The following is a 26012-nucleotide window of genomic DNA, read 5'->3' as shown; positions in this document are numbered from 1 at the left end:
GGTTCGGTTTACCCCACCCCCATGCCTCGCGGGCGCCGCCGGCCCCTCACACAGCGGCCGTCGCCTCGCTGAGGGCAGCGTTCCGCACGGGAAACAGTGGGGATGCGGGCGGGTAACAGCCGGACCGCAGGCTTACCACCATGACCTCGACAATGCGTGTGGTGGTGATCGGCGGCGGGATGGCCGGCGCCCGGCTCGCCCGCCAGCTGACCGCAGCGCCCGCCACCACGGCCGGCGCCGGCCCCGTCGACGTCACCGTCATCGGCGAGGAGCCGCACCCGCCCTACAACCGCGTGCTGCTCGCGGAGGTCCTCGCCGGCCGGTACGCACCGCAGGTCATCGCGCTGCCCGCGCCGGGCAGTGACGTGCGCTGGCTCGGCGGAGTACGGGCCATGCGCATCGACCGGGACGCGCGGCGGGTGCTGTGTGATGACGGCCAGGACATTCCGTACGACGCGCTCGTGCTGGCCACCGGCGCCAACCCCGTACTGCCCCCACTGCGCGGCCTGTTCGCTCCCGGCCGGGGAGATCTTCCCGACGGCGTGCACCCCTTCCGCACCATGGACGACTGCCAGGCGCTGGCCGCCGCCGCGCGTCCCGGTGCGCCGGCCGTGGTGATCGGCGGCGGACTGCTCGGCGTTTCCGCGGCCCGCGCACTGGCCGCGCGCGGCGTACAGGTGGTCCTCGCCCACCAGGGCGAGCACCTCATGGAGCGGCACCTCGACAGGGACGCGGCGGCATTGCTCGGCAGGCACCTGACCGCGCTCGGCATCGAGGTGCACAACGAGTGCCGCGTGCGGGGCATCGAGACCGGGGCGCCGACCGCGTCGGACGGCTCCGCCGCACGCGCCGTACGGGCCGTTGAACTCGCCGACGGCTTCCGGCTCGACGCGGAGCTGGTCGTTCTCGCCTGCGGCGTCCGGCCGCGCACCGGTCTCGCCGGCGCCGCCGGCCTGGACCTCGGCCGGGGCATCCGCGTGGACGACGCGCTGCGTACCAGCGATCCGTACATCTACGCCATCGGGGACTGCGCCGAACACAACGGCACGGTGTACGGCCTGGCGGGCGCCGCCCAGGAACAGGCCGACGCGGTCTGCGGCGTCCTGACCGCAACCGCCGCCGCATTCTCGACCGCACCCGGCGCACCAGGCACACCCGGCATGTCTGGCACACCCGGCGCACCAGCCACCCCGCAGGCAGCGCGCCCCGGGCAGCCGGCACCGGCTGGACAGGCGGCACCGGCCGGACAGGCGGCGCAGGCCGGCCTGCAGGGCCCTCCCGCCCCGTACACCGGCACCCGCGCGCTGACCCGCCTGACCCTGGCCGCCCCGGAGGCAGCCAAGGGCGCCCCTCCCCCGGACCGGCCCTCCGACGGCGGCACCCCCGCCGCCCCCGTCGGCCCCGCCACCCCCGGCCTCTCCGTCCCCTCCGGCCCGCACCTCGCCGGCGCCCCCCTCGACCTCTCGGCCTTCGATCTCGCCTCCTTCGGCGAGACCACTCCGCTTCCCGGCGACGACGTCGTCCGCCTCTCCGATGCCACCCGGACGTCGTACCGCAAGGTCGTCGTCCGCGGAGACCGGCTGGTCGGCGGCATCCTGCTCGGCGATCTCGGCACCGTCGGCGCGCTCGCCAGCACCTGGGAGGGCGACGAGCCGCTCCCCGCAGCCCCGCTGCTCCACCTGCTCACCACCGATGGAGGCTTCTGACCATGGCCGCAGCCGCCACCCCGCCCCAGCCCCACCCCCAGAACACAGGCACCCCCGGGGACACGCCTACGGGCACGCCCACGGAATCGCCCGCCCCGGGTGCCGCCCCCACCATCGTGCTCGTAGGACACGGCATGGTCGGACAGCGCTTCCTGGAGGAGCTCGCCGACCGCGGCGTCACCGAGCGGGCCCGGGTGGTCGTGCTCTGTGAGGAGCCCCGCCCCGCCTACGACCGTGTACAGCTGACGTCGTACTTCGCCGGCCGCACTCCGGAGGACCTGAGCCTCGTCGAGTCGGACTTCATGACCCGGCACGGCATCGAACTGCACCTCGGCGATCCGGCCACCGCGATCGACCGCGCCACCCGCACCGTCACCGCCCGCTCAGGTCTGACGGTCACCTACGACACCCTGGTGCTGGCGACCGGCTCGTATCCGTTCGTGCCGCCGGTCCCGGGCAAGGACAGCACGGGCTGTTTCGTCTATCGCACGATCGAGGACCTGCTCGCCATTGAGGAGTACGCGAAGAGCGCCGGCACCGGTGTGGTTGTCGGCGGCGGACTGCTCGGGCTGGAGGCAGCCGGCGCCCTCAAGGGGCTCGGACTGCACACCCACATCGTGGAGTTCAACCCGCGGTTGATGGCCCTCCAGGTGGACGAGGGGGGCGGCGGCGCACTGCGCCGTACCGTCGAGGACATGGGCCTGGAGGTGCACACCGGCGTCGGCGGCAAGGAGATCGTGGCTGACGACGGCGGCACGGTCAGCGCCATGGACCTCTCCGACGGCTCCCGCATCGACACCGATCTGGTGATCTTCTCCGCCGGCGTGCGCCCTCGTGACCAACTGGCCCGCGACTGCGGCCTGTCCGTCGGCGAACGAGGCGGCATCGGCGTCGACGAACAGTGCCGGACCAGCGATCCCGATGTCTACGCGATCGGTGAATGCGCGCTCGCCAGCGACGGCCGTGTCTACGGCCTGGTCGCGCCGGGCTACGACATGGCCCGTACCGCCGCCGACACCATCGCCGGCCGGACCGGCACCGCCTTCACCGGCGCCGATCTCTCCACCAAGCTCAAGCTGCTCGGTGTGGACGTGGCGTCCTTCGGGGACGCACACGGGACCACCGAGGGCTGCCTGGACGTCGTCTACGCCGATTCGCGCAGTGGTGTCTACAAGAAGCTCGTCATCGGCTCAGAAGGCGAACTGCTCGGTGGCGTACTCGTCGGCGACGCCGAGGCGTACGGCATGCTTCGGCCGCTGACCGGCAGCATTCCCCCGCTGGCACCGGAACAGCTGGTCCTGCCGGCCGGGTTCGCGTCCGATGGCGGCGGTGCCGCGCTCGGCCCGTCCGCGCTCCCCGACAGCGCCGTGCTGTGCAACTGCCACAACGTCACCAAGGGGACGGTACGCGCCGCCGTCACCGAGCACTCCTGCACCACCCTCCCCGAGGTCAAGAAGTGCACCAAGGCCGGTACCGGGTGCGGCAGTTGCGTCAAGATGCTGACGGCCGTCGTCAATGACGAGCTGGCCGCGTCCGGCGCCACCATCGACTCGGGCCTGTGCGGCTGCTTCCCGCACACCCGCGCCGAGCTGTACGAGATCGTCCGTACGCTGCGGCTGACGACCTACGCCGAGCTGCTGGACTCGCACGGCCGCCCCGAAGCCAGGGACGGCGACGGGTGCGAGATCTGCAAGCCCACCGTCGGTTCGATCATCGCCTCCCTCGCACCGGCCGTCGGAGCCGACGGCTACGTCCTCGACGGCGAGCAGGCCGCCCTCCAGGACACCAACGATCACTTCCTCGCCAACCTCCAGCGCAACGGGTCGTATTCGATCGTGCCGCGCATCCCCGGTGGCGAGATCACCCCCGAGAAGCTGATCGTCATTGGTGAGGTGGCCCGCGACTTCGGCCTCTACACCAAGATCACCGGCGGTCAGCGGATCGACCTGTTCGGCGCCCGCGTCGACCAGCTCCCCCAGGTGTGGGCCAGATTGGTGGACGCCGGCTTCGAATCGGGGCACGCGTACGGCAAGGCGCTGCGCACCGTGAAGTCCTGCGTCGGCCAGACCTGGTGCCGCTACGGCGTCCAGGACTCCGTCCGTATGGCCATCGATCTGGAGCTTCGCTACCGGGGGCTCAGGTCTCCGCACAAGCTCAAGTCCGCCGTCTCCGGTTGTGCGCGCGAGTGCGCGGAGGCGCGCGGCAAGGACTTCGGTGTCATCGCCACGTCCAATGGCTGGAATCTCTATGTCGGCGGCAACGGCGGCGCCGACCCCCGGCACGCCGATCTGCTCGCGCAGGATCTCTCGGACGCCGAACTGGTCCGCCTCATCGACCGGTTCCTGATGTTCTACATCCGCACCGCCGACCGGTTGGAGCGCACCTCCGCCTGGCTGGAAAGGATCGACGGCGGCCTCGACCACGTACGCGACGTCGTCGTCCACGACTCCCTGGGCCTGTGCGACGAACTGGAGACCCTGATGGCGGCGCACGTTTCCCACTACCGCGACGAATGGGCCGAGACCCTCGACGACCCCGAGCGGCTGGCCCGCTTCGTCTCCTTCGTCAACGCGCCGGACGCCCCGGACCCGTCGGTCCAGTTCGTCCCGGAGCGCGACCAGGTCAAGCCGGACCTGACGCTCCTCGCCGGCCCGACCCTCCCCGTACGCACCCTGGAAGGGACCTCCGCCTGATGGCCACCGCACCGATCACCGCACCGATCGCCATGCCGACCACGCCGCCCGTATCCGACTCCGGCGCCGCGACCGCGGCAACCACGGTCGAGGTGCTCTGCCCGCAGGGCTGGTTCGCGGTCTGCGCGCTCGACGACCTCACCCCGGGCCGGGGCGTCGCAGCCCTGCTCCCCGACGGCGCCCAGATCGCCCTCTTCCAGGACCGCGCGGGTCAGGCGTACGCCATCGACAACCGCGATCCGTTCACCGGCGCCTACGTCCTCTCGCGCGGCCTGACCGGATCGGCCGCCGACCGGCCGTTCGTCGCGTCGCCCCTGCTCAAGCAGCGTTTCGATCTCGCCTCCGGCAGCTGCCTGGACGACCCCGACGTCTCGGTTCCGGCCTACCCCGTCCGCACCCGGAGCGCGCCCCGCGCCCACTGAGCGGCCACCGGACCACCGCACCACCCTCCCCCCATGCGCAACCTGCCGGTTGCATCATTCGCCGCTACGTGCAACCATCGAGTAGCACGTAGCGGAAAGAGTGCGCGCCTGGCGCACCTGCCGAGAAACGCGCGCACCTGAATGATCAGGAATGCGCACGGGCAGACAGCAACAACTGGCGGGAGGTCTCACCCATGAGCAAGGACCGCATCGAACGCGACATCACCATCGCAGCGCCCGTGGAGCGCGTCTGGGCGGTGCTGACGGAGCCCGAACACGTCGGCAAGTGGTTCGGGCAGGGCGCGCCGACCCCGGTCGACCTGCGACCGGGCGGCGTCATGCACCTCGACCACGGGGAGTACGGCCAGTTCCCCACCACGATCGTGAAGGTCGACCCGCCGCACTTCTTCTCCTACCGGTGGGCGAGCGCCTTCCCCGGCGAAGTGGCCGTCGAAGGCAACTCCACCCTGGTGGAGTTCACCCTCACCCCGGAGGGCGACGGCACCCACCTGCGCGTGGTCGAGACCGGCTTCGCCGCCCTCACCATCCCCGAGGACAGGCAGGCCACCGCGTCGTACGAGAGCCACTCCGGAGGCTGGACCGGTCAGGTCGACAACATCCGGCAGTACGCGGAGCAGCTCGCGGCATGACGGAGAGAGAGCAGCGGCGCGGGGCGAAGGGGGGCCCGGACGGGCCCGGACGGGGGCGCCGCCATGGGCTCGGCGACAAGGAGGTAACGGGGCAGCCGGCAGGGCAGGGGGCGGCCGGTCACGAGGCCGGGGGCGACGACCAGGAAGCCTTGGCGGAGGTGCTGTCCGCGCTGGCGGATCCGACCCGCCGCCGGATACTCGACGCCCTCGCCGCGCACGGCGAGGCCACCGCCACGGTCCTGGCCGCGGAGCTGCCGGTCAGCCGCCAGGCCATCGTCAAACACCTGGGCGTCCTCGACCGGGCCGGTCTCGTCGCCGGCCACCGGGAAGGACGCGAGGCGCGGTACCACGTCATACCGGAACGGCTCGGAGTCACCGCCCGGTGGATGGACCGGGTCGCCGCCCGTTGGGACACCCGCCTGACGGCCATCAAACGCCTCGCCGAAGGCGACTGACAGGCGCCTCGGGCGTCGTCATCCTTCCGGCGGCCGACCTTTGCGACGGGTGCGACCGGTGCGACCGACGCAAAGGTCACCCAGAGGCCGCCGGAGGGCCGACGGAAGTCCGACGACGACAGGCAGCGGCCCCTTCCCGCAACCACCCCCGCTGTCCGCCCCCCTCAAGTCCACCCACCATCGAATTCACGCCAAACCCTGGGCGTACCCTGATGCTCCCCCTACGGAGGAGTACAGCTGTGACCCGGTGGAACACCAGCCACATCCCCGACCAGACAGGCCGCTCAGCCGTCGTCACGGGCGCCAACAGCGGCATCGGCTACGTCGCGGCACGCGAACTGGCACGGCGCGGCGCCCGCGTACTCCTGGCCTGCCGCAACGAAGCCCGCGGCATCGCCGCCTTGGAGCGGCTGCGCTCCGAAGTCCCCGACGCCAAGGTCGAGTTCCGGCCACTCGACCTGGCCGACCTCTCCTCCGTACGCCGCTTCGCCGCCGGCCTCGACGACTTCGACGGCGACCGGCTGGACCTGCTCATCAACAACGCAGGGGTGATGGCGCTGCCGTACCGCACGACGGCGGACGGCTTCGAGATGCAGTTCGGCACCAACCACCTCGGCCATTTCGCCCTGACCGGAATGCTGCTGCCCAAGCTGCTCGCCACCCCGGGGGCCCGCGTCGTCAGCGTCTCCAGCATGCTGCACACCCTCGCCGACGTGGATCTCAACGACCTCAACAGCGAGCGCAAATACGGCCGTTGGATTGCCTACGGCCGGTCGAAGAGCGCCAACCTGCTGTTCGTCCACGAACTGTCCCGGCGTCTGGCCACGGCCGGTTCGCAGGTCATCGCCGCCGCCGCGCACCCCGGCTACGCCTCCACCAACCTGCAGACCGCGGGCGCCCGGATGGAGGGCCGCAGGTCCGCCGAACGGCTCATCGAGCTGGGCAACCAGGCCATCGGGCAGTCCCCCGACGGCGGCGCGCTGGGCACGCTCTGCGCGGCCACCGCCCCGCACATGAAGCCGGACTCCTTCATCGGCCCCCGCAACGGGCTGCGCGGCGCCCCGGCCCCGTCCTTCCGCGCCCCGTGGACCAGGAACGACTCGACCTCCGAGCGCCTGTGGACCACCTCGGAACAACTCACCGGCGTCCGCTACGACTTCTCACCGGATGCGACGCGCTGACCTGCCACATCGTGAAAAGATCCGCACCCATGTACGACCACTCCATCCCGCAGCAGCCCCCTCCACCACAGCCGTACGGGCAGCAGCCCCCTTACGGACAGTCCGCGTACGGACAGCCCCCGTACGGAGAGTCGCACGGACACCCCGGCGCGCAACGGGACCAGCCGCACCACCAACCGCAGCAGCAGCACTACCAACAACCGCCGCAGCACCCCTATCAGCAGCAGCCGGCGCCTCCGTACCAGCAACAGCCGCCGTACCACCAGCACCCCTACGCTCAGCCGGGCTACACAACCCCCGCGCCCATCCCACGGCACGCCAACGACCTGCGACGCATCGGCGCCTTCCTCCTCGACGGAGTGCTGGCCCTACTCGTCTGCGTGATCGCCCTGCGCGCCGCTTCCCGCGCCGATCTCCCGTTCGCGAAGGAGCTGCTCACCGTCGCCGGCTGCGGCTTCGGTTTCTCCTTCCTCAACCACGTCGTCCTGACCCGCCTCACCGGTGCGAGCATCGCCAAGTTCGCCACCCGCACCCGCGTGATCCTGGAGAAGACCGGTGCCCGCCCCCGCATGCCCCGGCTGTTCAAGCGCTGGCTGGGCGGCTACCTCGTCGTCGTGATCTGGCTGATCGCCGCGCTCTTCGACTCCGCGGACGACGACGGCCCGGACGACTTCTGCGGCATCCGCCTGGTACGCCGCCGCGACCTCCAACAGCCCGCCAGGACGTACTGACCGCCACAGCGGACCGACCGCGCGGTGAGCGACAGAACCGCAGCCGGCAACGCCATCCCGCTCACCTCCGGGAGCTGACGGTGTCACCGTCGCTCACCCGCGTCGCGCACCGGCATGGTCAGTGGTGCCGGCGAGACCGTCACCGTCCCCAACTTCCCGACGGAGTCCGCCATCGCCCGCTACCGGCAGCAGCGCGAAACGCCCCCGTAGAGCGGGATACGCACACGTAGCAGGTCCGGGGTCTGGAAGGCGCGAGCCCGGGGGCTCAGGAGCGGGACGGCCCGGTCCTGAGGGGGCGCCGGGAAGATGCGTACGGCGGCTCGGCGGACGGCCGCCCGTGCAGGTGCCCGGCCGGATTCGTCAGGGTGCAATGCGCTTGTCACGCTGGTGCGGCAAAGTGGTCGGGCGCACCGTGCGGTGATCGACGATCACCGCGGAGCTACGACCCTGGGGGGCGACCAGCCATGACCGGTATGGGGAACGGCATCAACAGGCGGCGGCTGTTCGCCGCCTCCGGCGGCATCGCGCTCACCGGTGCGCTGGCGGGTGCACTCGCCGCCTGCGGCTCCAACACCGGTCGTGGTGGCGGGGGTTCGGGAGCCGGGATCAGCCAGTGGTATCACCAGTACGGGGAGCCCGGTGTCCAGACGGCGGTGAAGCGGTATGCCGCCGCGTACGAGAAGGCCGACGTGCGTGTGCAGTGGCGGCCGGGGGACTACGACCGGCAGACCGCGGCGGCGTTGCTGACCGATTCCGGGCCGGACGTCTTCGAGGTCAACGGGCCGCTGCTGGACCAGATCCGTGGCGGTCAGGTGGTCGATCTCACCGCTGAGGTCGAGCCGGTCAAGGACGACTTCAACCAGGCCGTGCTCGCGCCGAAGATCTGGCAGGACAAGATCTGGGGCATTCCGCAGGCCGTCGACACGCAGTTGCTGTACTACCGGAAGAGCATGCTGCGGGACGCGGGCGTCGAACCCCCGCAAACACTGGACGAGTTGGTCGACGGGGCGAAGAAGCTGACGGGCAAGAAGACGAAGGGGCTGTTCCTGGGGAACGACGGCGGGGTGGGGGTGCTCGGCGGTACGCCGCTGTTCGCCGCCGGGCTGAGTCTGATCGGGGAGGACGGGAAGGTGGGGTTCGACGATCCGGCCGCCGCCCGCACGCTCGGGAAGATCCGGCAGCTGTACGCAGACAAGTCGCTGCTGCTGGGGGCGCCCGCCGACTGGTCGGATCCGTCCGCGTTCATTCAGGGGCTCACCGCCATCCAGTGGTCGGGGCTGTGGGCGCTGCCGCAGGTCAAGAAGGCGCTGGGGGACGACTTCGGGGTGTTGCCGTTCCCGAAGGACGGGGCGGCCGGCAAACCGTCCGTTCCCGTGGGCGCGTACGGATCGGCCGTCAGTGCCCGGAGCAAGCGCCCGGCGGAGGCGAAGGCGTTCGCGAAGTGGCTGTGGATCGACCGCAGCGACTACCAACGGGACTTCGCGCTGTCGTACGGGTTCCACATCCCGGCTCGGATCTCCCTTGCGAGGAAGGCCGGGCAGCTCCGGTCGGGGGCCGCGGCGGATGCGGTGCGCTTCGCGACCGATCACGGCTACGCCGAGCCGCTGTTGTGGACGACCGCCGACCGTACCGCCTACCAGGACGCGCTGAGCCGGATCATCAAGGACGGCGCCAACCCGGAGAGTGAGTTGAAGACCGTCGTGCGCAAGGTGAATGCCGAGCTTCAGCGGGTCAAGAAGAAGTGACCGACAGGACCACGGCAAGGACCACCGCCCAGAACGCGGCCGGGACCACGGCCGAGCCCGCGCCGGCCTCCCGGACCGAGCCGGTGCCCCGGCCGGCGGAGGGGCCGCGTCCGCGCGCCTCGCTCTCCTCCCGGCTGCTCGGTCCGCAGCGCCGCAACCTCTGGTTCTGGGTGTTCGTCGGGCCCTTCGCGATCGGGCTGGGGCTGTTCACGTACGTGCCGTTGGCGTGGAGCGTGTACCTCAGTTTCTTCGACGCGCACAACACCGTGAACCCCACGGACTTCGTCGGGCTGGACAACTACGGGGCGATGCTGTCCGATGACGCGTTCCTCGGCAGTCTGGGGACGTTCGCGCTGTTCAGCGCGTTCATCGTGCCGGCGACGTACGCGCTCTCGCTCGCCCTGGCGCTGATGGTCAACCGGCTGCGGTTCGCCCAGGCGTTCTTCCGCTCGGTCTTCTTCCTGCCCACCGCCTGCTCGTATGTGGTCGCGTCGCTGATCTGGAAGCTGTCGATCTTCAACGGCGTGCGGTTCGGGCTGGCGAACACCGTCCTGGGATGGTTCGGGACGGATCAGACAGCGTGGCTGTCGACGACCGACCCGCCGTGGTACTGGCTGGTCATCGTGACGGTGCGGCTGTGGTTGCAGGCCGGGTTCTACATGATCCTTTTCCTGGCGGGACTGCAGCGGATCTCACCGCAGTTGTACGAGGCGGCGGCGGTGGACGGGGCCAGGCCGGGCTGGCAGACGTTCCGCTTCATCACGTTCCCGCAGTTGCGGGCCACGTCCGTGGCGGTGGTGCTGCTTCTGGTCATCAACGCGTTCCAGGCGTTCGACGAGTTCTACAACCTGCTGAGCGATGCGCGGGGCTATCCCCCGTACGGCAGACCGCCGTTGGTCTATCTCTATTACACGGCGCTGGGCCGCGAGCAGAACCTCGGGCTGGGCAGTGCGGGCGCCGTGATCCTGGCGCTGATCATCGCGGTGGCGACGATCGTCCAGGCCCGCTGGTTCGGCCTCGGCCGCAAGGAGGATTGAGCATGGTGCGCGCGAGGGCCGACGGGGATGCTCTGACCAGGGCGGGGCGCGGGTTGCGGGTGGTGCTGCTGATCGCGCTCGCGCTGCTGTTCCTGATCCCGTTCTATCTGCTGGTGCGCAACGGACTGGCGACGGAGCAGGACATCACGGCGCCCGACTGGACGTTCTTTCCGCACGACGTCCGGTGGTCGAATCTGACCGAGGTGTTCCGGGACCCGAATCTGCCGATGGGCCGGGCCCTGCTCAACTCCACGCTGATCGCGGTCTCGACGACGGTCGGCACGGTATTGCTGGCCTCGCTCGCCGGCTACGGCCTGGCGCGGATCCCCTACCGCCACGCCCCTCTCGTCTTCTACGCGATCCTCGGCACCCTGATGGTTCCGGCCGCCGTCACCTTCGTGCCGAGCTTCGTGCTGGTCTCGTCGCTGGGCTGGATCTCCACGCTGCGCGGCCTGGTCATCCCGACGCTCTTCAGCGCGTTCGCCTGCTTCATCTTCCGGCAGTACTTTCTGGGCTTCCCCAAGGAGCTGGAGGACGCGGCCCGGGTGGACGGGCTCGGCTACTGGCGGACGTACTGGCGCATCGTCGTCCCCAATGCCCGGCCGGTCTTCGCGGCTGTGGGCACCATCGTCTTCATCGGTGCCTGGAACGCGTTCCTGTGGCCGCTGGTGATCGGGCAGGACCAGGAGGCCTGGACGGTACAGGTGGCGCTGTCGACCTTCACCACGGCGCAGAACGTCAACCTGCACGCGCTGTTCGTCGCGGCGGCCGTGTCGATCGCACCGCTGGTGATCGTCTTCCTGTTGCTGCAGCGGTACATCGTGGCGGGGGTGGAGCGGAGCGGGATCGACGACTGACGGGCAGGTCCTGGCCGGCGCCCGAGGCCCCGGTGACGGCTGTTGTGCGATGCGGTACGGTGCGAAGCATGACCACGCACCAGAATCCCCGTGAGGCGGCGCCGCGACACCGCGGCCCCCACGGCGTGTGCGTACCCCGCGGCATGAGCTTCCTGCGCCGCCGCGGCCGGGTGGGGTCTCCCCCGGCCGGCATTCTCACGTCCTGTCGCTGACCCGACCGCGCCGACCGTGCGCACACCCGATCACCGCCGGTCATAGCCGCTGACCGGGTCGCCTCGGCCGCGCCGGATTCCGTCGGAACCCTCGCCTCGGCCGATCGCCTCCCTCACGCCGGATTCCCTCGGATACCGGCAGACACCGGCAGCGGTGAGCGTTTCGTCGGCCGGTGACGTCGCCGGGCGACGGCTCTCGGCTCAGCCCTCAGGACGCACCCTCGGTACGCCCCTCCCCCGCCCGCGCCATCCCCCGTTCCAGGAGGACCCGTTGACCGTCATCGCCGATTCCACCCCCGCAGCCGCATCCGTGGCACCCGGCTCGCCCGCCCCCGCCGACGCCCCCGTCCTGCGCCCGCACCGCATCCCCGCCGACGGGCTGTACGAGGGTCACCGCATCCTGCGCCGGACGCCCGACGACTGGGACGGGCGTCCGTACGAACTCTTCGAGGTGGTGCCGCAGGCCGCCACGATCGGGGCCGAAATCCGCGGTCTTGACCTGTCCCGGCCGCTGTCCGCCGCGCTGCGCGCGGAGCTCAACCGTGCCCTGCTGGAGTGGAAGGTGCTGTTCTTCCGGGCCCAGCATCTGACGTCCACCGCGCAGCGTGAATTCGCTTCCCATTGGGGCGAGTTGGAGACGAATCCGCTTCTCGCGCGGGGCGATTCGAAGGATGTGGTGCGGTTCGACAAGGCGGTCGGCGGGGTGCCGACGTTCGAGAACGTATGGCATACGGACGTGACGTTCCGCGAACGGCCCGCGCTGGGCGCGGTGTTGCAGCTGCGCGAGGTTCCGCCGTCGGGCGGGGACACGATGTGGGCCGATATGGCGGCGGCGTACGACAATTTGCCGCTGGAAATCCGGGAGCGGATCGATGGGGCGCGGGCGGTGCACGACTATCTCCCGGGCTTCGCGCGCTTTTACTCAGCCGCTCAACTGGCCCCGTTCCAGGGTGAGTTCCCTGCCATTGAGCATCCGGTGGTACGGCGGCATCCGGAGACCGGGCGGCGGATGCTGTTCGTCAACGCGTCCTTCACCACCCGGATCGTGGGGCTGGACGAGGCGGCGAGCGACCGGCTGCTGCGCCTGCTGTTCCAGCAGGCGCAGGTGCCCGAGTTCCAGGTGCGGTGGCGCTGGCAGGCCGGGGACGTCGCCTTCTGGGACAACCGCGCCACCCAGCACTACGCGGTGAACGACTACGGCTCCCACCGGCGGGTCGCCGAGCGCGTCGCCATCGCGGGCGACCGCCCCTACTGAGCCGCCCCCTCCCGCACCGTGGCCGCTCCCTCACCCCAGCCGCTCGTACGCGTCCGCCTCCTCCTCCGCCTCCGCCGGGCGGGTGCCCCTCAGCAGGGCCGCGCCCAGCGGGGTGAGGGTGTGGAGTACGGCGTTGCCCTGGCGCAGGGTGACCAGCAGACCGGCCTCGCGGAGGACGGTCGCGTGCTGACTCGCGGAGGCGAGGGAGACGTCGACGCGGCGGGCGAGTTCGCTGGTGGTGCAGCCGACACCGACGCCGTGCAGGATCGCGGAGCGGGTCTGCCCGACGAGCCGCCCCAGGGAGCGTTGCAGCGAGGGGGGCGGCGCCAGGCGGGCGGGGTGGTGCTCCACGGGGTAGACCAGGACGGGCGTCAGATCCGGGTTGTGGAAGGTGACCGGGGTGCGGCGGCAGAAGTAGGACGGCAGCAGGAGCAGGCCCCGGCCGCCCAGATGGAGGTCGCGGTCCACCGGATAGTCGGCCTCCAGCACCGGGGCGCGCCAGCGCATCATCGGCGGCAGCGAGCTGAGCAGCCGGTCGGCCCCGCCGTCCAGGAGTGCCCGGCCGCGGGCGGCCCGGTCGGCCTCTATTCGGCTCTGCACGCGCGGCCAGTGCGGGGCGACGGCGACCTCGTAATAGCGCTGAAGCGTTCCTGCGAGCCGGCCGAGCGGTCGGGTCTCGCCCTCCGCCATGGCCCGTATCCACGGCGGGAGCGGGCGGGCGACGGAGAGCCGGGACAGCTCGTCGTGGAGCCGGGCGGCGGGTGTCTCGCGCAGCGCGGACAGCGCCTCGTCCATGCCGAGGAGCCCTTCGGCGGGCGTCAGGAAATCGGGAAAATAGCCACGGGTGGGAACGAGCGGCGCCAGCAGCCGCGATTCGCCATTCAACTTTCCGCGTGTTTCCGTTCGCCATTTCCCGAACGCCGATTCGTCACGCCGGTCGCGCAGCCGGTGAAGGCTGAGGACCGTCTCCCACAGTGCGTCCGGGCGTGCCGCAATGCGCACACGGGCCAGATCGGGTCCACTGAAATGGACGCGTAACACCGAACCCCCACCCTTGGTTACCTCGCTCGACCCCCGGCACGCCTGAGTATGCACGCCAACACGCGCGGTCACCATGCCCTTTTGGCCACAGTTGAAAAGGGTCGCGCGCCCCCACGGGCTGCAGGAATGCTGTAGTCAATTCAACGGCGGCGCGCACGGAACGGATTGCTCGATCCCGTGGGGGGTGATGAGCAAAGGCCGGCCGCTCAGCGCTCCGTTGAAGGCCGCCTTCCCGCGCCGACTGGGGTGGCGGCAGCTCCCGAGGGGGGAGTCCGGAGAAAGGCGAGGGCGGCACCTCCGCACAGGTGCCGCCCTCGTTGGGTTCCGGAGCCGTCAGCGAGGCTGAGGGTTGGGGGCCGGGCCACCGGCTCCGGGTGGTTCGTCAGCGGCTGTCGCTGCCCTTGGACTCGGCCGCCGCACGGCCCGCTTCCAGCCGTGCGACCGGGATGCGGAACGGCGAGCAGGAGACGTAGTCCAGGCCCACCTCGTGGAAGAAGTGCACCGACTCCGGGTCGCCGCCGTGCTCACCGCAGACGCCGAGCTTGAGGTCGGGGCGGGTGGCCCGGCCGGCCGCCGCGGCGTTGCGGACCAGGGCGCCCACGCCGTCCTTGTCGATGGTCTCGAACGGGCTGACGCCGAAGATGCCCTTCTCCAGGTAGGCGGTGAAGAAGCTGGCCTCGACGTCGTCGCGGCTGAAGCCCCAGACCGTCTGCGTCAGGTCGTTCGTGCCGAAGGAGAAGAAGTCGGCAGACTCGGCGATCTGCCCGGCCGTGAGGGCGGCACGGGGCAGCTCGATCATGGTGCCGAGGGTGAGCTTGAGGCTGACGCCGCGGGCCTTCTCGACCTCGGCGATGACCCGCTCGGCCTCCTCGCGGACGATCTCCAGCTCCTGGACGGTGCCCACCAGCGGAATCATGATCTCCGCACGCGGGTCGCCCTTGGCGTTCTTCCGCTCGGCCGCCGCCTCCGCGATGGCCCGCACCTGCATGGCGAACAGACCGGGGATGACCAGGCCGAGGCGTACGCCGCGCAGGCCCAGCATCGGGTTCTGCTCGTGCAGCTTGTGCACGGCCTGCAGCAGGCGCAGGTCGTTCTCGTTGGCGTCCTTGCGGGCCTCGGCGAGCGCGACCCGTACCGACAGCTCGGTGATGTCGGGGAGGAACTCGTGCAGCGGCGGGTCCAGCAGGCGGACGGTGACCGGCAGGCCGTCCATCGACTCGAACAGCTCGGTGAAGTCGGCCTTCTGCAGCGGCAGCAGCTCGTGCAGGGCTGCGTCCCGGTCGGTCTCGGTGTCGGCCAGGATGAGGCGCTCGACCATCTCCCGGCGCTCACCGAGGAACATGTGCTCGGTGCGGCACAGGCCGATGCCCTGGGCGCCGAACCGGCGGGCGCGGGCGGCGTCCTCGGCGTTGTCGGCATTGGCCCGCACGCGCAGCCGGCGGACCCGGTCGGCGTACGCCATGATCCGGTGGACGGCCTTGACCAGCTCGTCGGCGTCGTCGGCGCCGGCGTGCATCCGGCCCTCGAAGTACTCCACGACGGGGGACGGTACGACCGGCACCTCGCCGATGTAGACCTTGCCGGAGGAGCCGTCGATGGAGACGACGTCGCCCTCCTCGATGACGGTCCCTTCCCGGGTCGTCATCCGGCGGGCCTTGGTGTCGACCTCCAGCTCCTCGGCGCCGCAGACACAGGTCTTGCCCATGCCGCGCGCGACGACGGCGGCGTGCGAGGTCTTGCCGCCGCGGGAGGTGAGGATGCCCTCGGCGGCGATCATGCCGTTGAGGTCGTCGGGGTTGGTCTCCCGGCGGATGAGGATGACCTTCTCGCCCGAACGCGACCACTTGACGGCGGTGTACGAGTCGAAGACGGCCTTGCCGACCGCGGCACCCGGCGAGGCGGCGATGCCGCGGCCGATCATCTCGGACTGCGCGCCCAGGTCGAAGCGGGGGAACATCAGCTGGGCCAGCTGCGCGCCATTGACCCGCTGGAGGGCCTCGGCCTCGTCGATCAGGCCCTGGTCGACGAGCTGGGTGGCGATCCGGAAAGCGGCACCGGCGGTGCGCTTGCCGACGCGGGTCTGCAGCATCCACAGCTTGCCGCTCTCGATGGTGAACTCGATGTCGCACAGGTCCTTGTAGTGCGTTTCGAGCGTTTCCATGATCTGCATCAGCTCGTCGTACGACGACTTGTCGATGCCTTCGAGGTCGGCGAGCGGCACGGTGTTGCGGATACCGGCGACGACGTCCTCACCCTGCGCGTTCTGCAGGTAGTCGCCGTAGACGCCCTGGTGGCCGCTGGCCGGGTCGCGGGTGAAGGCGACGCCGGTGCCCGAGTCGGGGCCGAGGTTGCCGAAGACCATGGAGCAGATGTTGACCGCGGTGCCGAGGTCGCCGGGGATGCGCTCCTGGCGGCGGTAGAGCTTGGCGCGGTCGGTGTTCCACGAGTCGAAGACCGCGCGCACGGCGAGGTCCATCTGCTCGCGGGGCTCTTGCGGGAAGTCGCGCCCGGTCTCCTTGGCGACGATCTGCTTGAACTGGTCGACCAGCGACTGGAGATCGGCGGCGTCCAGATCGACGTCGACGCTGACACCCTTGGCCTGCTTGGCCTCTTCGAGCGCCTCCTCGAAGAGCTCGCCGTCGACGTCCAGCACGGTCTTGCCGAACATCTGGATGAGGCGGCGGTAGGAGTCCCAGGCGAATCGCTCGTCGCCGGCCTGCGTGGCGAGGCCGGAAACCGACGCGTCGGAGAGCCCGATGTTGAGGACGGTGTCCATCATGCCGGGCATGGAGAACTTCGCTCCGGAACGCACCGATACGAGCAGCGGGTCGTCGGCCTGGCCGAGCTTCTTGCCCATCTTCTGCTCAAGCGCGTCGAGGTGCTGGGAGACCTCGGCACGCAGTGCCTTCGGCTCCGTGCCGCTGTCGAGGTAGACCTTGCAGGCTTCAGTGGTGATCGTGAAGCCGGGAGGGACGGGGAGTCCCAGGTTGGTCATCTCGGCGAGGTTCGCTCCCTTGCCACCGAGGAGGTCCTTGAGGTCCCTGTTGCCCTCGGTGAAGTCGTAGACGAACTTCGCAGTGGTCTCGTGCTGGGTTACGTGGGGATCTTGTGTTTCCGACACGGAACTGGACTCCTCGCGGACGGCTGCCCTGACGGCGAGGAACATACCCAGATCGAAGGCTCATGGGTACGTCCACTTGGTCGACATGCCTGCGTAACCAGCCGTCCGCCAGCGGATCGAAAGAGGCGTGCCGTTGGAGGGTGAATTTAACAAGTGAAGACATGGTTGCGGAGAGCGATGAATATAACGCTTATCGCTACGCAGAGCAGGGAAAGTCCTTCATGATTCGAAGGCGTGTCGCGTGGCACCCAGTGCCACCGTTGGAGAGATGGAATCGCCACGGAACGCTCATCTGAGCGGTACCCCTATCAGGGGTGGCGAGAATCACGCGCTCGGAAGGGCTCCAGTCCCATCATTCGAGCGGGCGCGGGGGTGACGGAGACCTCACCCGGTGCCGTCCTCAGCCCGGGGCGGACACCTGGCCGAGGATGCCCAGGAGGGCGCCCCGGCCCCGTGGGCACCGCGGAGCGGGCGCCGCTCGGCCTCGATCCAGCCATTCACCCGGCCGACCGGCCACGGGGCGCCCGAGAGGCGGGATCAGGTCATAGTTGCCACACGGCAGGACGGTGGCGTCGGCATCCGGGCCCGTAGGGCACCGGGGGCGGGGCGGGCGGGCGAAGGATTCGCCTGCGGACGGGAGCCGCCGCGCGGCGCGGCGACGGCATCGCCGTTGCCGGTCGAGATCGCCGGTCGAGATCGCTGGTCGAGGTGCCCCTCGCCTGCCCGGCCCGGCCCCCGGCCGCCCCGGGCAGGGCCCGCCTCAGCCGCCCGAGGTGTCGAGTTCCGCTTCCTCGCTGATGCCGGCGCAGTCGTTCGGGTCCTTCAGCCAGCCGTCCGGGAGCACCACGCGGTTATTGCCGGACGTACGGCCGCGCGGCCCGTCGGCCCCCTGCGGCCACTCCTGGTCGAGTTCCAACTCGCCGAGCCCGTCCTCAAGTTCGGCCAGCGAGGAGGTGATCGCCAGCCGCTTGCGCATCTCGGAGCCGACCGCGAAGCCCTTGAGGTACCAGGCCACGTGCTTACGGAAGTCGATGACGCCGCGCGTCTCGTCGCCGATCCACTCGCCGAGCAGGGTCGCGTGCCGGAGCATGACGGCGGCGACCTCGCGGAGGCCGGGAGCCTTGGGTGCGCCGTTGCCCTCGAAGGCGGCCACCAGGTCGGCGAAGAGCCACGGGCGGCCCAGGCAGCCACGTCCGACGACGACGCCGTCGCAGCCGGTCTCGCGCATCATCCGCACCGCGTCGTCCGCCGACCAGATGTCGCCGTTGCCGAGCACCGGGATCTCCGGGACGTGCTCCTTGAGGCGGGCGATGGCGTCCCAGTCGGCGGTGCCGCCGTAGTGCTGGGCCGCGGTACGCCCGTGCAGCGCGATGGAGGTCACGCCCTCCTCGACGGCGATCCGGCCCGCGTCGAGGAAGGTGAGGTGATCGTCGTCGATGCCCTTGCGCATCTTGATCGTCACGGGCAGGTCCCCGGCGCCGCTGACCGCCTCACGCAGGATCGCGCGCAGCAGCGGGCGCTTGTACGGGAGGGCGGAGCCGCCGCCCTTGCGCGTGACCTTGGGGACCGGGCAGCCGAAGTTGAGGTCGATGTGGTCGGCGAGGTCCTCTTCCGCGATCATGCGGACGGCCTTGCCGACGGTGGCCGGGTCCACGCCGTACAGCTGGATCGAGCGCGGCTTCTCGGTCGCGTCGAAGTGGATCAGCTGCATGGTCTTCTCGTTGCGCTCGACCAGCGCCCGCGTCGTGATCATTTCGCTGACGAACAGGCCCTTGCCCCCGCTGAACTCGCGGCACAGCGTCCGGAACGGGGCGTTGGTGATCCCGGCCATCGGCGCGAGCACGACGGGCGGCTGCACCGCGTGCGGGCCGATCTGCAGCAAAGTCATGGGAGCGGGTTCCTTCGACGGCGGATGGCGGACGGGCGGTCGCCGCACGGGCCGGGCTGGACCACCGGCCGCGTACGACCTCCCATTGTCCCGCATCGCGCGACCGGCCCCGCCAGGGCCGGAGGTCCCGAATCGTTGTAGCGTTCAACCATGCCTGAGCTGAGCCACCGGCGGCGCCTGCTGGTCCTGGCGATCTGCTGTATGAGCCTGCTGATCGTCAGCCTCGACAACACCGTCCTGAACGTCGCCCTGCCGTCGATGCAGAAGGAATTCCATGCCTCGGTCTCCGGCATGCAGTGGACGATCGACGCCTACACGCTCGTCCTCGCGGCGCTGCTGATGCTCTCGGGCTCGACCGCCGACCGCCTGGGACGACGCCGGATCTTTCTGACCGGGCTGGTCGTCTTCGCGGGCGGCTCACTGCTGTGCAGCCTGGCGCCCAGCCTGGAGTGGCTGGTGATCTTCCGTATGGTGCAGGCCGTCGGCGGTTCGATGCTCAACCCCGTCGCGATGTCGATCATCACCAACACCTTCACCGAGCCCCGCGAACGGGCCCGCGCCATCGGGGTGTGGGGCGGCGTCGTCGGCATCAGCATGGCGGCCGGTCCGGTCGTCGGCGGGCTGCTGGTGCAGACCGTCGGGTGGCGCTCGATCTTCTGGATCAACGTCCCGATCGGTGCCCTCGCGCTCTTCCTCACGCTGCGCTACGTGCCGGAATCGCGCGCGCCGAAGCCGCGCCGCGTCGACCCGGTGGGGCAGCTGCTGGTGATCGCGCTGCTCGGCTCGCTGACGTACGCGATCATCGAGGCCCCCGAGGCGGGCTGGACCTCAGCGACGATCCTGGCGTTCGTGCTGGTGGCGCTGGCCTCTCTGGTGGGCTTGATCGGCTACGAGCGGCGCCGCAGGGAACCGCTGATCGATCTGCGCTTCTTCCACAGCGCGCCCTTCAGCGGGGCGACGGTGATCGCGGTCTGCGCGTTCGCCGCACTCAGCGGCTTCCTCTTCATCAACACCCTCTACCTGCAGAACATCCGCGGCCTCTCCGCCCTGGACGCCGGGCTCTACATGCTGCCGATGGCGAGTATGACGCTGATCTTCGCGCCGCTGTCCGGGCGGCTCGTCGGCAGCCGCGGCCCCCGGCTCTCGCTGCTGCTCGCGGGGGCGGCGATGGGCGCGAGCGGACTGCTGTTCGCGGCGTTCGACGCCGAGTCGGCCAACCCGCTGCTGTTCACCGGCTACGTCCTGTTCGGCATCGGCTTCGGCCTGGTCAACGCCCCGATCACCAACACCGCCGTGTCCGGTATGCCGCGTGCCCAGGCGGGTGTGGCGGCCGCGGTCGCCTCCACCAGCCGGCAGGTCGGGCAGTCGCTCGGCGTCGCGGTGATCGGCGCGGTGCTGGCCGCCGGGGCGGGGGCGGGAGCGGGCAGCGCGGAATTCATCGCGGCGGGCCGCCCGGCCTATTGGATCATCGCCGGCTGCGGCGCCGCCGTGCTCGTCCTGGGCGCGCTGACCTCCGGCCGCTGGGCACGGGCCACCGCACGCCGCACCGCGGCCCTCTTCGAGGAGGGAACGCCGCGCGGCCACGCCCCGGCGACGAACGCCGGGCCCTGACCAGGGCGCCTGGGGCGGCGCCCAGAGGATGTCGGCGTCGGGGCCCCCTTGAGGGACCACCCCGGGGCCTCACGCCATACAGCCCTCACGCCCTGCGGGCCCTCGCGCCTTTGGCCCCCTCATGCCTGTGGCTTCCGCTCACGCCTTGGCGAGCGCGATCTTCTCCAGCTCCGCCAGCCGCTCCCGGGACATCTCGTCCATGGGGGTGTAGGCCAGTACCTTCGGCCCCGGGTTCGGTCCTGCCCAGAGATTGGTGGCCGTGAGCTGCAGCGTTCCCACCCGCGGGTGCCGGAAGACCTTGACGGCGCTGACGGGGCGGACGACCTCGTGCTGCGCCCAGATCTCGCGGAACTCCGGCGACGCCTCCGTCAGCCGCGCGACCAGGGCCTTCCAGGTCGGCTCCGCGACATGCTCGGCCATCGAGGCGCGGAACTTGGCGGCCATGATGCGCACCGTGGCGTCCAGATCGACCATGCTCGCCCGCCACTCGGGGTGGGTGAACGCCAGCCACATGCAGTTGCGGTCCTCCTCCGGCAGCGCGTCGAGGTCGCACATCAGCTGCCCGTAGGTGCGGTTGTAGGCGAGGATGTCGAACCGGCTGTTCTGGACGACCGCGGGGAACGGCGCGAGCTGGTCAAGGATCGCCCGCAGCGCCGGCGAGACGCCCGTGCACTCCGTATTGGGCAGCGGGTCGGCCGCCCCGGCCAGCGCGAACAGATGACTGCGCTCGGCACGGTCGAGCAGCAGGGCGCGGGCGACGGCGTCCAGGACCTGCGGGGAGACGTGGATGTCCCGGGCCTGTTCGAGCCAGGTGTACCAGGTGACGCCGACCGCCGAGAGGTGCGCCACCTCCTCACGGCGCAGCCCGGGGGTGCGGCGCCGGGCGCCGCGCGGCAGCCCGACCTGCTCGGGCGTGATCCGCTCCCGGCGGCTGCGCAGAAAGGCGGCGAGCTCGGCCCGGCGGACGGCGGCGTCGCCACGCGGGGCGGCGGGGGCCGCAGCTGTGCGCGGCCCGTCCGCCTCCCCCTTGCGTGCCGTGCGAGCCGGGGTCTTGTGCGTCGTGGCTGCCTGCGTCATGGTCACGTCCACGGTCATGACTCCAGGGTGCCGGACTTCCCATCCGGTTGCCAGGTAGCACGGGTACCAGGATAAGAAGACTCTGGTACCCGTCTGAGCTTCGGACGATCGTCGTCCCTGTGAGCGATACCCGAGTACCGACCGCCGCCCCCACCACCCCGTACGAAGCGGCCACCACCGCATCGGCCGCATCCGTGCCGGGCGCCTCCGCACGCCCTGCCGGCGCCTCCCCGATGCTGACCCCGCTGGGCCTGCTGACCGTCCTGCTCGGCGCGGCTCTCCCCATGATCGACTTCTTCATCGTGAATGTCGCGCTGCCCACCATCGATCGTGATCTGCACGCCGGACCGGCCATGCTGGAGATGGTGGTGGCGGGCTACGGCGTCGCCTACGCCACCCTCCTGGTGCTCGGCGGACGACTCGGCGACATGGTCGGCCGCCGCCGGCTCTTCCTGTGGGGTCTGGCCGCTTTCGGCGTGACCTCGCTCGCCTGCGGACTGGCCCCGGACGCCTGGACGCTGGTGATCGCCCGGGTCGCCCAGGGCGCGGCATCCGCACTGCTCCTGCCGCAGGTGCTGGCCACCATCCAGGCCACGACCACCGGCAAGCGACGCGCGAAGGCCGTCAGCCTGTACGGCGGTACGGCGGGCGTGTCCAGCGCCGTCGGCCAGGTGCTCGGCGGGCTGCTGGTCTCCGTCAACCTGGCGGGAACCGGATGGCGCGCGGTCTTCCTGGTCAACGTACCGATCGCCGTCGCCGCCTGGCTGCTGGCCGCGCGTACGGTCCCCGAGACCCGCTCCCCGCACCCCACCCGGGTCGACGGCCCCGGCACCGCGCTGCTCGCCGCGACGCTGATCACCCTGCTGCTGCCGTTGACCGAGGGCCGGGCGGCCGGCTGGCCGCTGTGGTCCTGGCTGCTGCTCGCCGTCTTCCCGTTCGTGGCGGCCGCGTTCGCCGTCGTCGAGCGCCGGGCCGAACGCGCGGGCCGTACACCCCTGGTCCCGCCGTCCCTGCTGCGCATCCCCTCCGTGCACAGCGGCCTGTCGATGATCGTGCCGTTCTCGGTCGGCTTCGGCGGCTTCATGTTCGTGGTGGCCGTGGCGCTCCAGACCGGCCTCCACTACGGGCCGTTCGCCGCCGGGCTGTCCCTGGCGCCGCTCTGCGCGACCTTCTTCATCGCCTCACTGGCCGGTCCGCGCCTGGTGGCCCGCTTCGGTCGCCGGGTGGTGGTGACCGGTTCGCTGATCCAGGGCGTGGGGCTGGTGGCTCTGACGCTGACGGTCGGGGCCGGTTGGCCGGACGTGTCGGTGGCGTCTCTCGCACCGAGCATGGCGGTGCTGGGCATCGGTCAGGGCATGGTGCTGCCGGTGCTGCTCCGCATCGTGCTGAGCGAACTGCCGGTGACGCAGGCGGGGGTGGGTGGCGGCGTCATGGTCACCACCCAGCAGTCGGGCCTCGCGCTCGGCGTCGCCACCCTCGGCACCCTCTTCCTCTCCCTCCTCCCCTCCCTCGGCATCCGCGACGCGCTCCTCGCCGCCCTGCTGGCACAACTGGCGATCGTCCTGTTCACCACCACGCTCGCCTTCCGCCTGCCCCGAACGGTGCGCTGACCTGCGGTGACCTGTGCTGTGACCTACGCCGATCTGTACTGACCTGCGGTGACCTGCCCGGCGGACTCCGACCTGCACGGGACGGCCCGGGGGCTGGCTTCGGGGGTTGAGGGCTTGGGGGTTGGGGGCTTGGGGTGGCCCGTCATGGCGGGCTTGAGGGACAGGGTCATCATGACGGATGACAGATATTGAAATCTGTCATCCGTCATGCCATAGTTCTTACATCACCTTTCCCGGCCCTCCCCCTTCACTCCCCTCCGCCCCGCTCTCCCCGCCTCCACCTCTCATTGAGGAGCACCCCGTGCAGACGCGCACCCTGGGCACCACCGGCCCGCAGACCTCCACCCTCGGCCTCGGCTGTATGGGTATGTCCGCCCTCTACGGCGACGCCGACCGCGCCGAGTCCATCGCCACCCTCCACGCCGCCCTCGACGCGGGCATCACCCTGCTCGACACCGGCGACTTCTACGGCATGGGCCACAACGAGCTGCTGATCGGCGAAGCCCTGCGCTCGGCCCCCGCCGCCGCCCGCGAAAAGGCGCAGACCAGCGTGAAGTTCGGCGCGCTGCGCACCGTCGAGGGCGCCTTCACCGGCTATGACGGCAGGCCCGCCGCGGTCAAGAACTTCGCCGCGTACTCCCTCCAGCGCCTGGGCCTGGACCACATCGACATCTACCGCATCGCCCGCATCGACCCCGCCGTCCCGGTCGAGGAGACGGTCGGCGCCATCGCCGAGCTGGTCGAGGCCGGACACGTCCGCCATATCGGCATGTCCGAGGTCGGCGCGGAGACCCTGCGCCGGGCCGCCGCCGTCGCCCCGATCTCCGACCTCCAGATCGAGTACTCCCTCATCTCCCGCGGCATCGAGGACCGGATCCTGCCCACCGCCCGCGAGCTGGGCATCGGCATCACCGCCTATGGAGTGCTGTCCCGCGGCCTGATCAGCGGCCACTTCACCCGGGACCGCAAGCTCGCGGCGAACGACTTCCGCGGGATGAGTCCGCGCTTCCAGGGCGAGAATCTCGACCGCAACCTCGATCTGGTGGACGCCCTGCGCAAGATCGCCGAGCAGAAGGGCGTCTCGGTCGCCCAGACCGCCATCGCCTGGGTGCTCGCCCAGGGCGAGGACATCGTCCCGCTCGTCGGTGCCCGTCGCCGCGACCGCCTGACGGAGGCGCTCGGCGCCGCGCAGGTCACGCTGGACGCCGACGACCTCTCCGCGATCGAGCGTGCGGTGCCGGCCGGTGCCGCCGCGGGCGACCGTTACCCCGCCGACCAGATGGCCCACCTGGACAGCGAGCACTGACCGCCGGAGCGGGCGAGCGGCCCGCCAGGTACCGTCCCTGGGTGGCGGCGTACGACCGGCATGTGCCGCGCCCCCGCAAGGCGTTCAGCGCGGCGTGCCCCGTGCGTGCGGCCTCGCCCCGCATGCCTGTCCGCTCTGCCCGCCCCGTCCGCTCCGATCCGAAAGGCCGCCCGCCCCATGGCCCCCGAGACGTTGACCCCCGAGCGCATCCTCGAAGCCACCGAGGAGGTGCTGCGCCGCTACGGCCCCGCCAAGGCCACGGTCGTCGATGTGGCGCGTGCTCTGGGCGTCAGCCACGGCAGCGTCTACCGCCACTTCCGTACGAAGGCGGCGCTGCGCGAGGCCGTCACGGAGCGGTGGCTGGACCGTACGAGCGAGCAGCTCCAGGTCATCGTCGCGGAGCAGGGCCCGGCCCCGGAGCGCCTGGACCGCTGGCTGACCGCCCTCTTCGAGGCCAAGCGCCACAAGGCGGGCGACGACCCCGAGCTGTTCGCCACCTATATGACCCTGATCCGTGAGAGCGGCGGCGTGGTCGACCGCCACATCACCGACCTGGAGTCGCAGCTCGCCAGCATCATCGAAGCGGGCGTCACCCAGGGCGACTTCGACACCCCCTCCCCCGCGACGGCCGCCCGCGCCGTCTTCGACGCCACGGGCCGATTCCACGACCCCTGCTACGCCCCCGAGTGGTCCCGCCCCACCATCACCACCGACTTCGACGCCGTGCGCGCCCTGGTCCTGCGCGGGCTGCGCGGCTAGGGCCTGTCGCCGCGCTCCCGTCGGCTCGCCCGCAGGGGGCCGGGGCCAGCGGGCGCCCGAGGCGTCGTGCCCTCGCACGACGGAAGGCAGTCCCCCGCACCCAGCCGTACCGGGGAGATCACGAGCCCGACCCTGCCCGCCCGGCTGCGCGATCTGCACGACCGGCGCGAGGCGGCCCTGGCCGAGGTGCCGGCCACCGCTTCGGGCGGGCCCGGCGACATCACCCCGCGCGCCGCCGCCGCACTGCTCGGCACGGCTCATCGCGCCCTGTTCCCGCGCATCCAGGAACTCACCCCCGACGGCCGGGACAACGCCGAGATCGCCACCGTCGTGCCCGAGGAGGCCGCCCGCGCCTTCGACCTGCTGGAACCCTCCCTGGCCGACTACGCGGCGGCCACCGCGTAGTCACCGACACTGACACCGACGCCGATACCCACGCCGCACCCCGCCCGCGGCACCGACGCCCGGGGCACCCGCGCCGCCCCTCCTCGGCCCTGAACCCCGCCCACGGCCATGCCCTCTACCCAGTCCCCGTCCCGCCCCTCTCCACCTCCCCCTCCACCCCTCCCCTCGGGGTTTGAAGGGCACGCCCGCGGCCGATTCTTCTCTTGACGGCCTACCGACCGGACGGTACGCATGGCATCGTCGAAGGTCA

The 26012-nt window shown here is 71.1% G+C and carries 20 protein-coding genes; 16 read left to right on the top strand and 4 right to left on the bottom strand.

The features are described from left to right. Window positions 1-140 precede the first annotated feature (140 nt). The 11 genes from ACIRQ7_RS13980 to ACIRQ7_RS13930 all read left to right on the top strand — a co-directional run bounded on the left by ACIRQ7_RS13980 (window position 141) and on the right by ACIRQ7_RS13930 (window position 12944). Complete coding sequence (locus tag ACIRQ7_RS13980; protein ID WP_404262422.1) at window positions 141-1706, top strand: NAD(P)/FAD-dependent oxidoreductase; 1566 nt, start codon at window positions 141-143, stop codon at window positions 1704-1706. A 134-nt stretch (window positions 1707-1840) separates the two neighbouring features. Next, on the top strand, window positions 1841-4399 hold the full coding sequence (gene nirB, locus ACIRQ7_RS13975; protein WP_404263129.1) for a nitrite reductase large subunit NirB: 2559 nt from the start codon (window positions 1841-1843) through the stop codon (window positions 4397-4399). Between the two features lie 32 nt (window positions 4400-4431). After that, window positions 4432-4821: a nitrite reductase small subunit NirD gene (gene nirD, locus ACIRQ7_RS13970; RefSeq protein ID WP_404263127.1), complete on the top strand. Its 390-nt coding sequence runs from the start codon at window positions 4432-4434 to the stop codon at window positions 4819-4821. 194 nt (window positions 4822-5015) lie between these two features. Next, window positions 5016-5471 (top strand): SRPBCC family protein, encoded by a 456-nt coding sequence (locus tag ACIRQ7_RS13965; protein ID WP_404262421.1) that lies wholly within the window; start codon window positions 5016-5018, stop codon window positions 5469-5471. A gap of 149 nt (window positions 5472-5620) precedes the next feature. Then, complete coding sequence (locus ACIRQ7_RS13960) at window positions 5621-5926, top strand: ArsR/SmtB family transcription factor (RefSeq protein ID WP_401472342.1); 306 nt, start codon at window positions 5621-5623, stop codon at window positions 5924-5926. Window positions 5927-6165: 239 nt separating this feature from the next. Next, entirely contained in the window at window positions 6166-7107 is a 942-nt protein-coding gene (locus tag ACIRQ7_RS13955; RefSeq protein ID WP_404262419.1) for an oxidoreductase, read from the top strand. Window positions 7108-7136: 29 nt separating this feature from the next. Beyond that, on the top strand, window positions 7137-7838 hold the full coding sequence (locus ACIRQ7_RS13950) for an RDD family protein (protein WP_404262417.1): 702 nt from the start codon (window positions 7137-7139) through the stop codon (window positions 7836-7838). Window positions 7839-8302: 464 nt separating this feature from the next. Next, window positions 8303-9583 carry an ABC transporter substrate-binding protein gene (locus ACIRQ7_RS13945; RefSeq protein ID WP_404262415.1) on the top strand — a complete coding sequence of 427 codons (1281 nt, stop codon included), beginning with the start codon at window positions 8303-8305 and terminating at the stop codon, window positions 9581-9583. 83 nt (window positions 9584-9666) lie between these two features. Next, the gene (locus ACIRQ7_RS13940; RefSeq protein ID WP_404263126.1) at window positions 9667-10620 is read left to right on the top strand and encodes a carbohydrate ABC transporter permease; all 954 of its coding nucleotides are present in this window, start codon (window positions 9667-9669) and stop codon (window positions 10618-10620) included. 2 nt (window positions 10621-10622) lie between these two features. Continuing rightward, window positions 10623-11477, top strand: coding sequence for a carbohydrate ABC transporter permease (locus ACIRQ7_RS13935; RefSeq protein ID WP_401471739.1), 855 nt, complete (start codon window positions 10623-10625; stop codon window positions 11475-11477). 522 nt (window positions 11478-11999) lie between these two features. Next, complete coding sequence (locus ACIRQ7_RS13930; RefSeq protein WP_404263124.1) at window positions 12000-12944, top strand: TauD/TfdA dioxygenase family protein; 945 nt, start codon at window positions 12000-12002, stop codon at window positions 12942-12944. Between the two features lie 30 nt (window positions 12945-12974). Here ACIRQ7_RS13930 and ACIRQ7_RS13925 read toward each other — a convergent pair whose 3' ends face one another. The 3 genes from ACIRQ7_RS13925 to dusB all read right to left on the bottom strand — a co-directional run bounded on the left by ACIRQ7_RS13925 (window position 12975) and on the right by dusB (window position 18994). Further along, window positions 12975-13829, bottom strand: coding sequence for an ArsR/SmtB family transcription factor (locus ACIRQ7_RS13925; protein WP_404262413.1), 855 nt, complete (start codon window positions 13827-13829; stop codon window positions 12975-12977). 538 nt (window positions 13830-14367) lie between these two features. Next, window positions 14368-17151: a pyruvate, phosphate dikinase gene (gene ppdK, locus ACIRQ7_RS13920; protein WP_401471733.1), complete on the bottom strand. Its 2784-nt coding sequence runs from the start codon at window positions 17149-17151 to the stop codon at window positions 14368-14370. Window positions 17152-17866: 715 nt separating this feature from the next. Beyond that, the gene (dusB, locus tag ACIRQ7_RS13915; RefSeq protein ID WP_403670316.1) at window positions 17867-18994 is read right to left on the bottom strand and encodes a tRNA dihydrouridine synthase DusB; all 1128 of its coding nucleotides are present in this window, start codon (window positions 18992-18994) and stop codon (window positions 17867-17869) included. Window positions 18995-19144: 150 nt separating this feature from the next. Between dusB and ACIRQ7_RS13910 the strand changes: the two genes are divergently transcribed. Next, a complete protein-coding gene (locus ACIRQ7_RS13910) occupies window positions 19145-20605 on the top strand; it encodes an MFS transporter (RefSeq protein WP_404262411.1) in 1461 nt (486 codons plus the stop codon). A 138-nt stretch (window positions 20606-20743) separates the two neighbouring features. Here ACIRQ7_RS13910 and ACIRQ7_RS13905 read toward each other — a convergent pair whose 3' ends face one another. After that, the gene (locus ACIRQ7_RS13905) at window positions 20744-21700 is read right to left on the bottom strand and encodes a helix-turn-helix transcriptional regulator (RefSeq protein WP_404262409.1); all 957 of its coding nucleotides are present in this window, start codon (window positions 21698-21700) and stop codon (window positions 20744-20746) included. Between the two features lie 215 nt (window positions 21701-21915). On the opposite strand from ACIRQ7_RS13905, the gene ACIRQ7_RS13900 reads away from it, so the two are divergent. The 4 genes from ACIRQ7_RS13900 (at window position 21916) to ACIRQ7_RS13885 (ending at window position 25762) form a co-directional block, all read left to right on the top strand. Beyond that, window positions 21916-23292 (top strand): MFS transporter, encoded by a 1377-nt coding sequence (locus ACIRQ7_RS13900; RefSeq protein ID WP_404263122.1) that lies wholly within the window; start codon window positions 21916-21918, stop codon window positions 23290-23292. A gap of 301 nt (window positions 23293-23593) precedes the next feature. After that, on the top strand, window positions 23594-24598 hold the full coding sequence (locus ACIRQ7_RS13895; protein ID WP_401471718.1) for an aldo/keto reductase: 1005 nt from the start codon (window positions 23594-23596) through the stop codon (window positions 24596-24598). Between the two features lie 177 nt (window positions 24599-24775). Further along, complete coding sequence (locus tag ACIRQ7_RS13890; RefSeq protein WP_403670302.1) at window positions 24776-25357, top strand: TetR family transcriptional regulator; 582 nt, start codon at window positions 24776-24778, stop codon at window positions 25355-25357. A gap of 66 nt (window positions 25358-25423) precedes the next feature. After that, window positions 25424-25762: a hypothetical protein gene (locus ACIRQ7_RS13885; protein WP_404262406.1), complete on the top strand. Its 339-nt coding sequence runs from the start codon at window positions 25424-25426 to the stop codon at window positions 25760-25762. Window positions 25763-26012: the final 250 nt, after the last annotated feature.

Origin of the sequence: Streptomyces sp. NPDC101393, from assembly GCF_044767385.1 — a bacterium.
Classification (GTDB): domain Bacteria; phylum Actinomycetota; class Actinomycetes; order Streptomycetales; family Streptomycetaceae; genus Streptomyces.
Note: the sequence above shows the minus strand (reverse complement) of the source record. Positions and strands in the feature narration are given on the sequence as shown.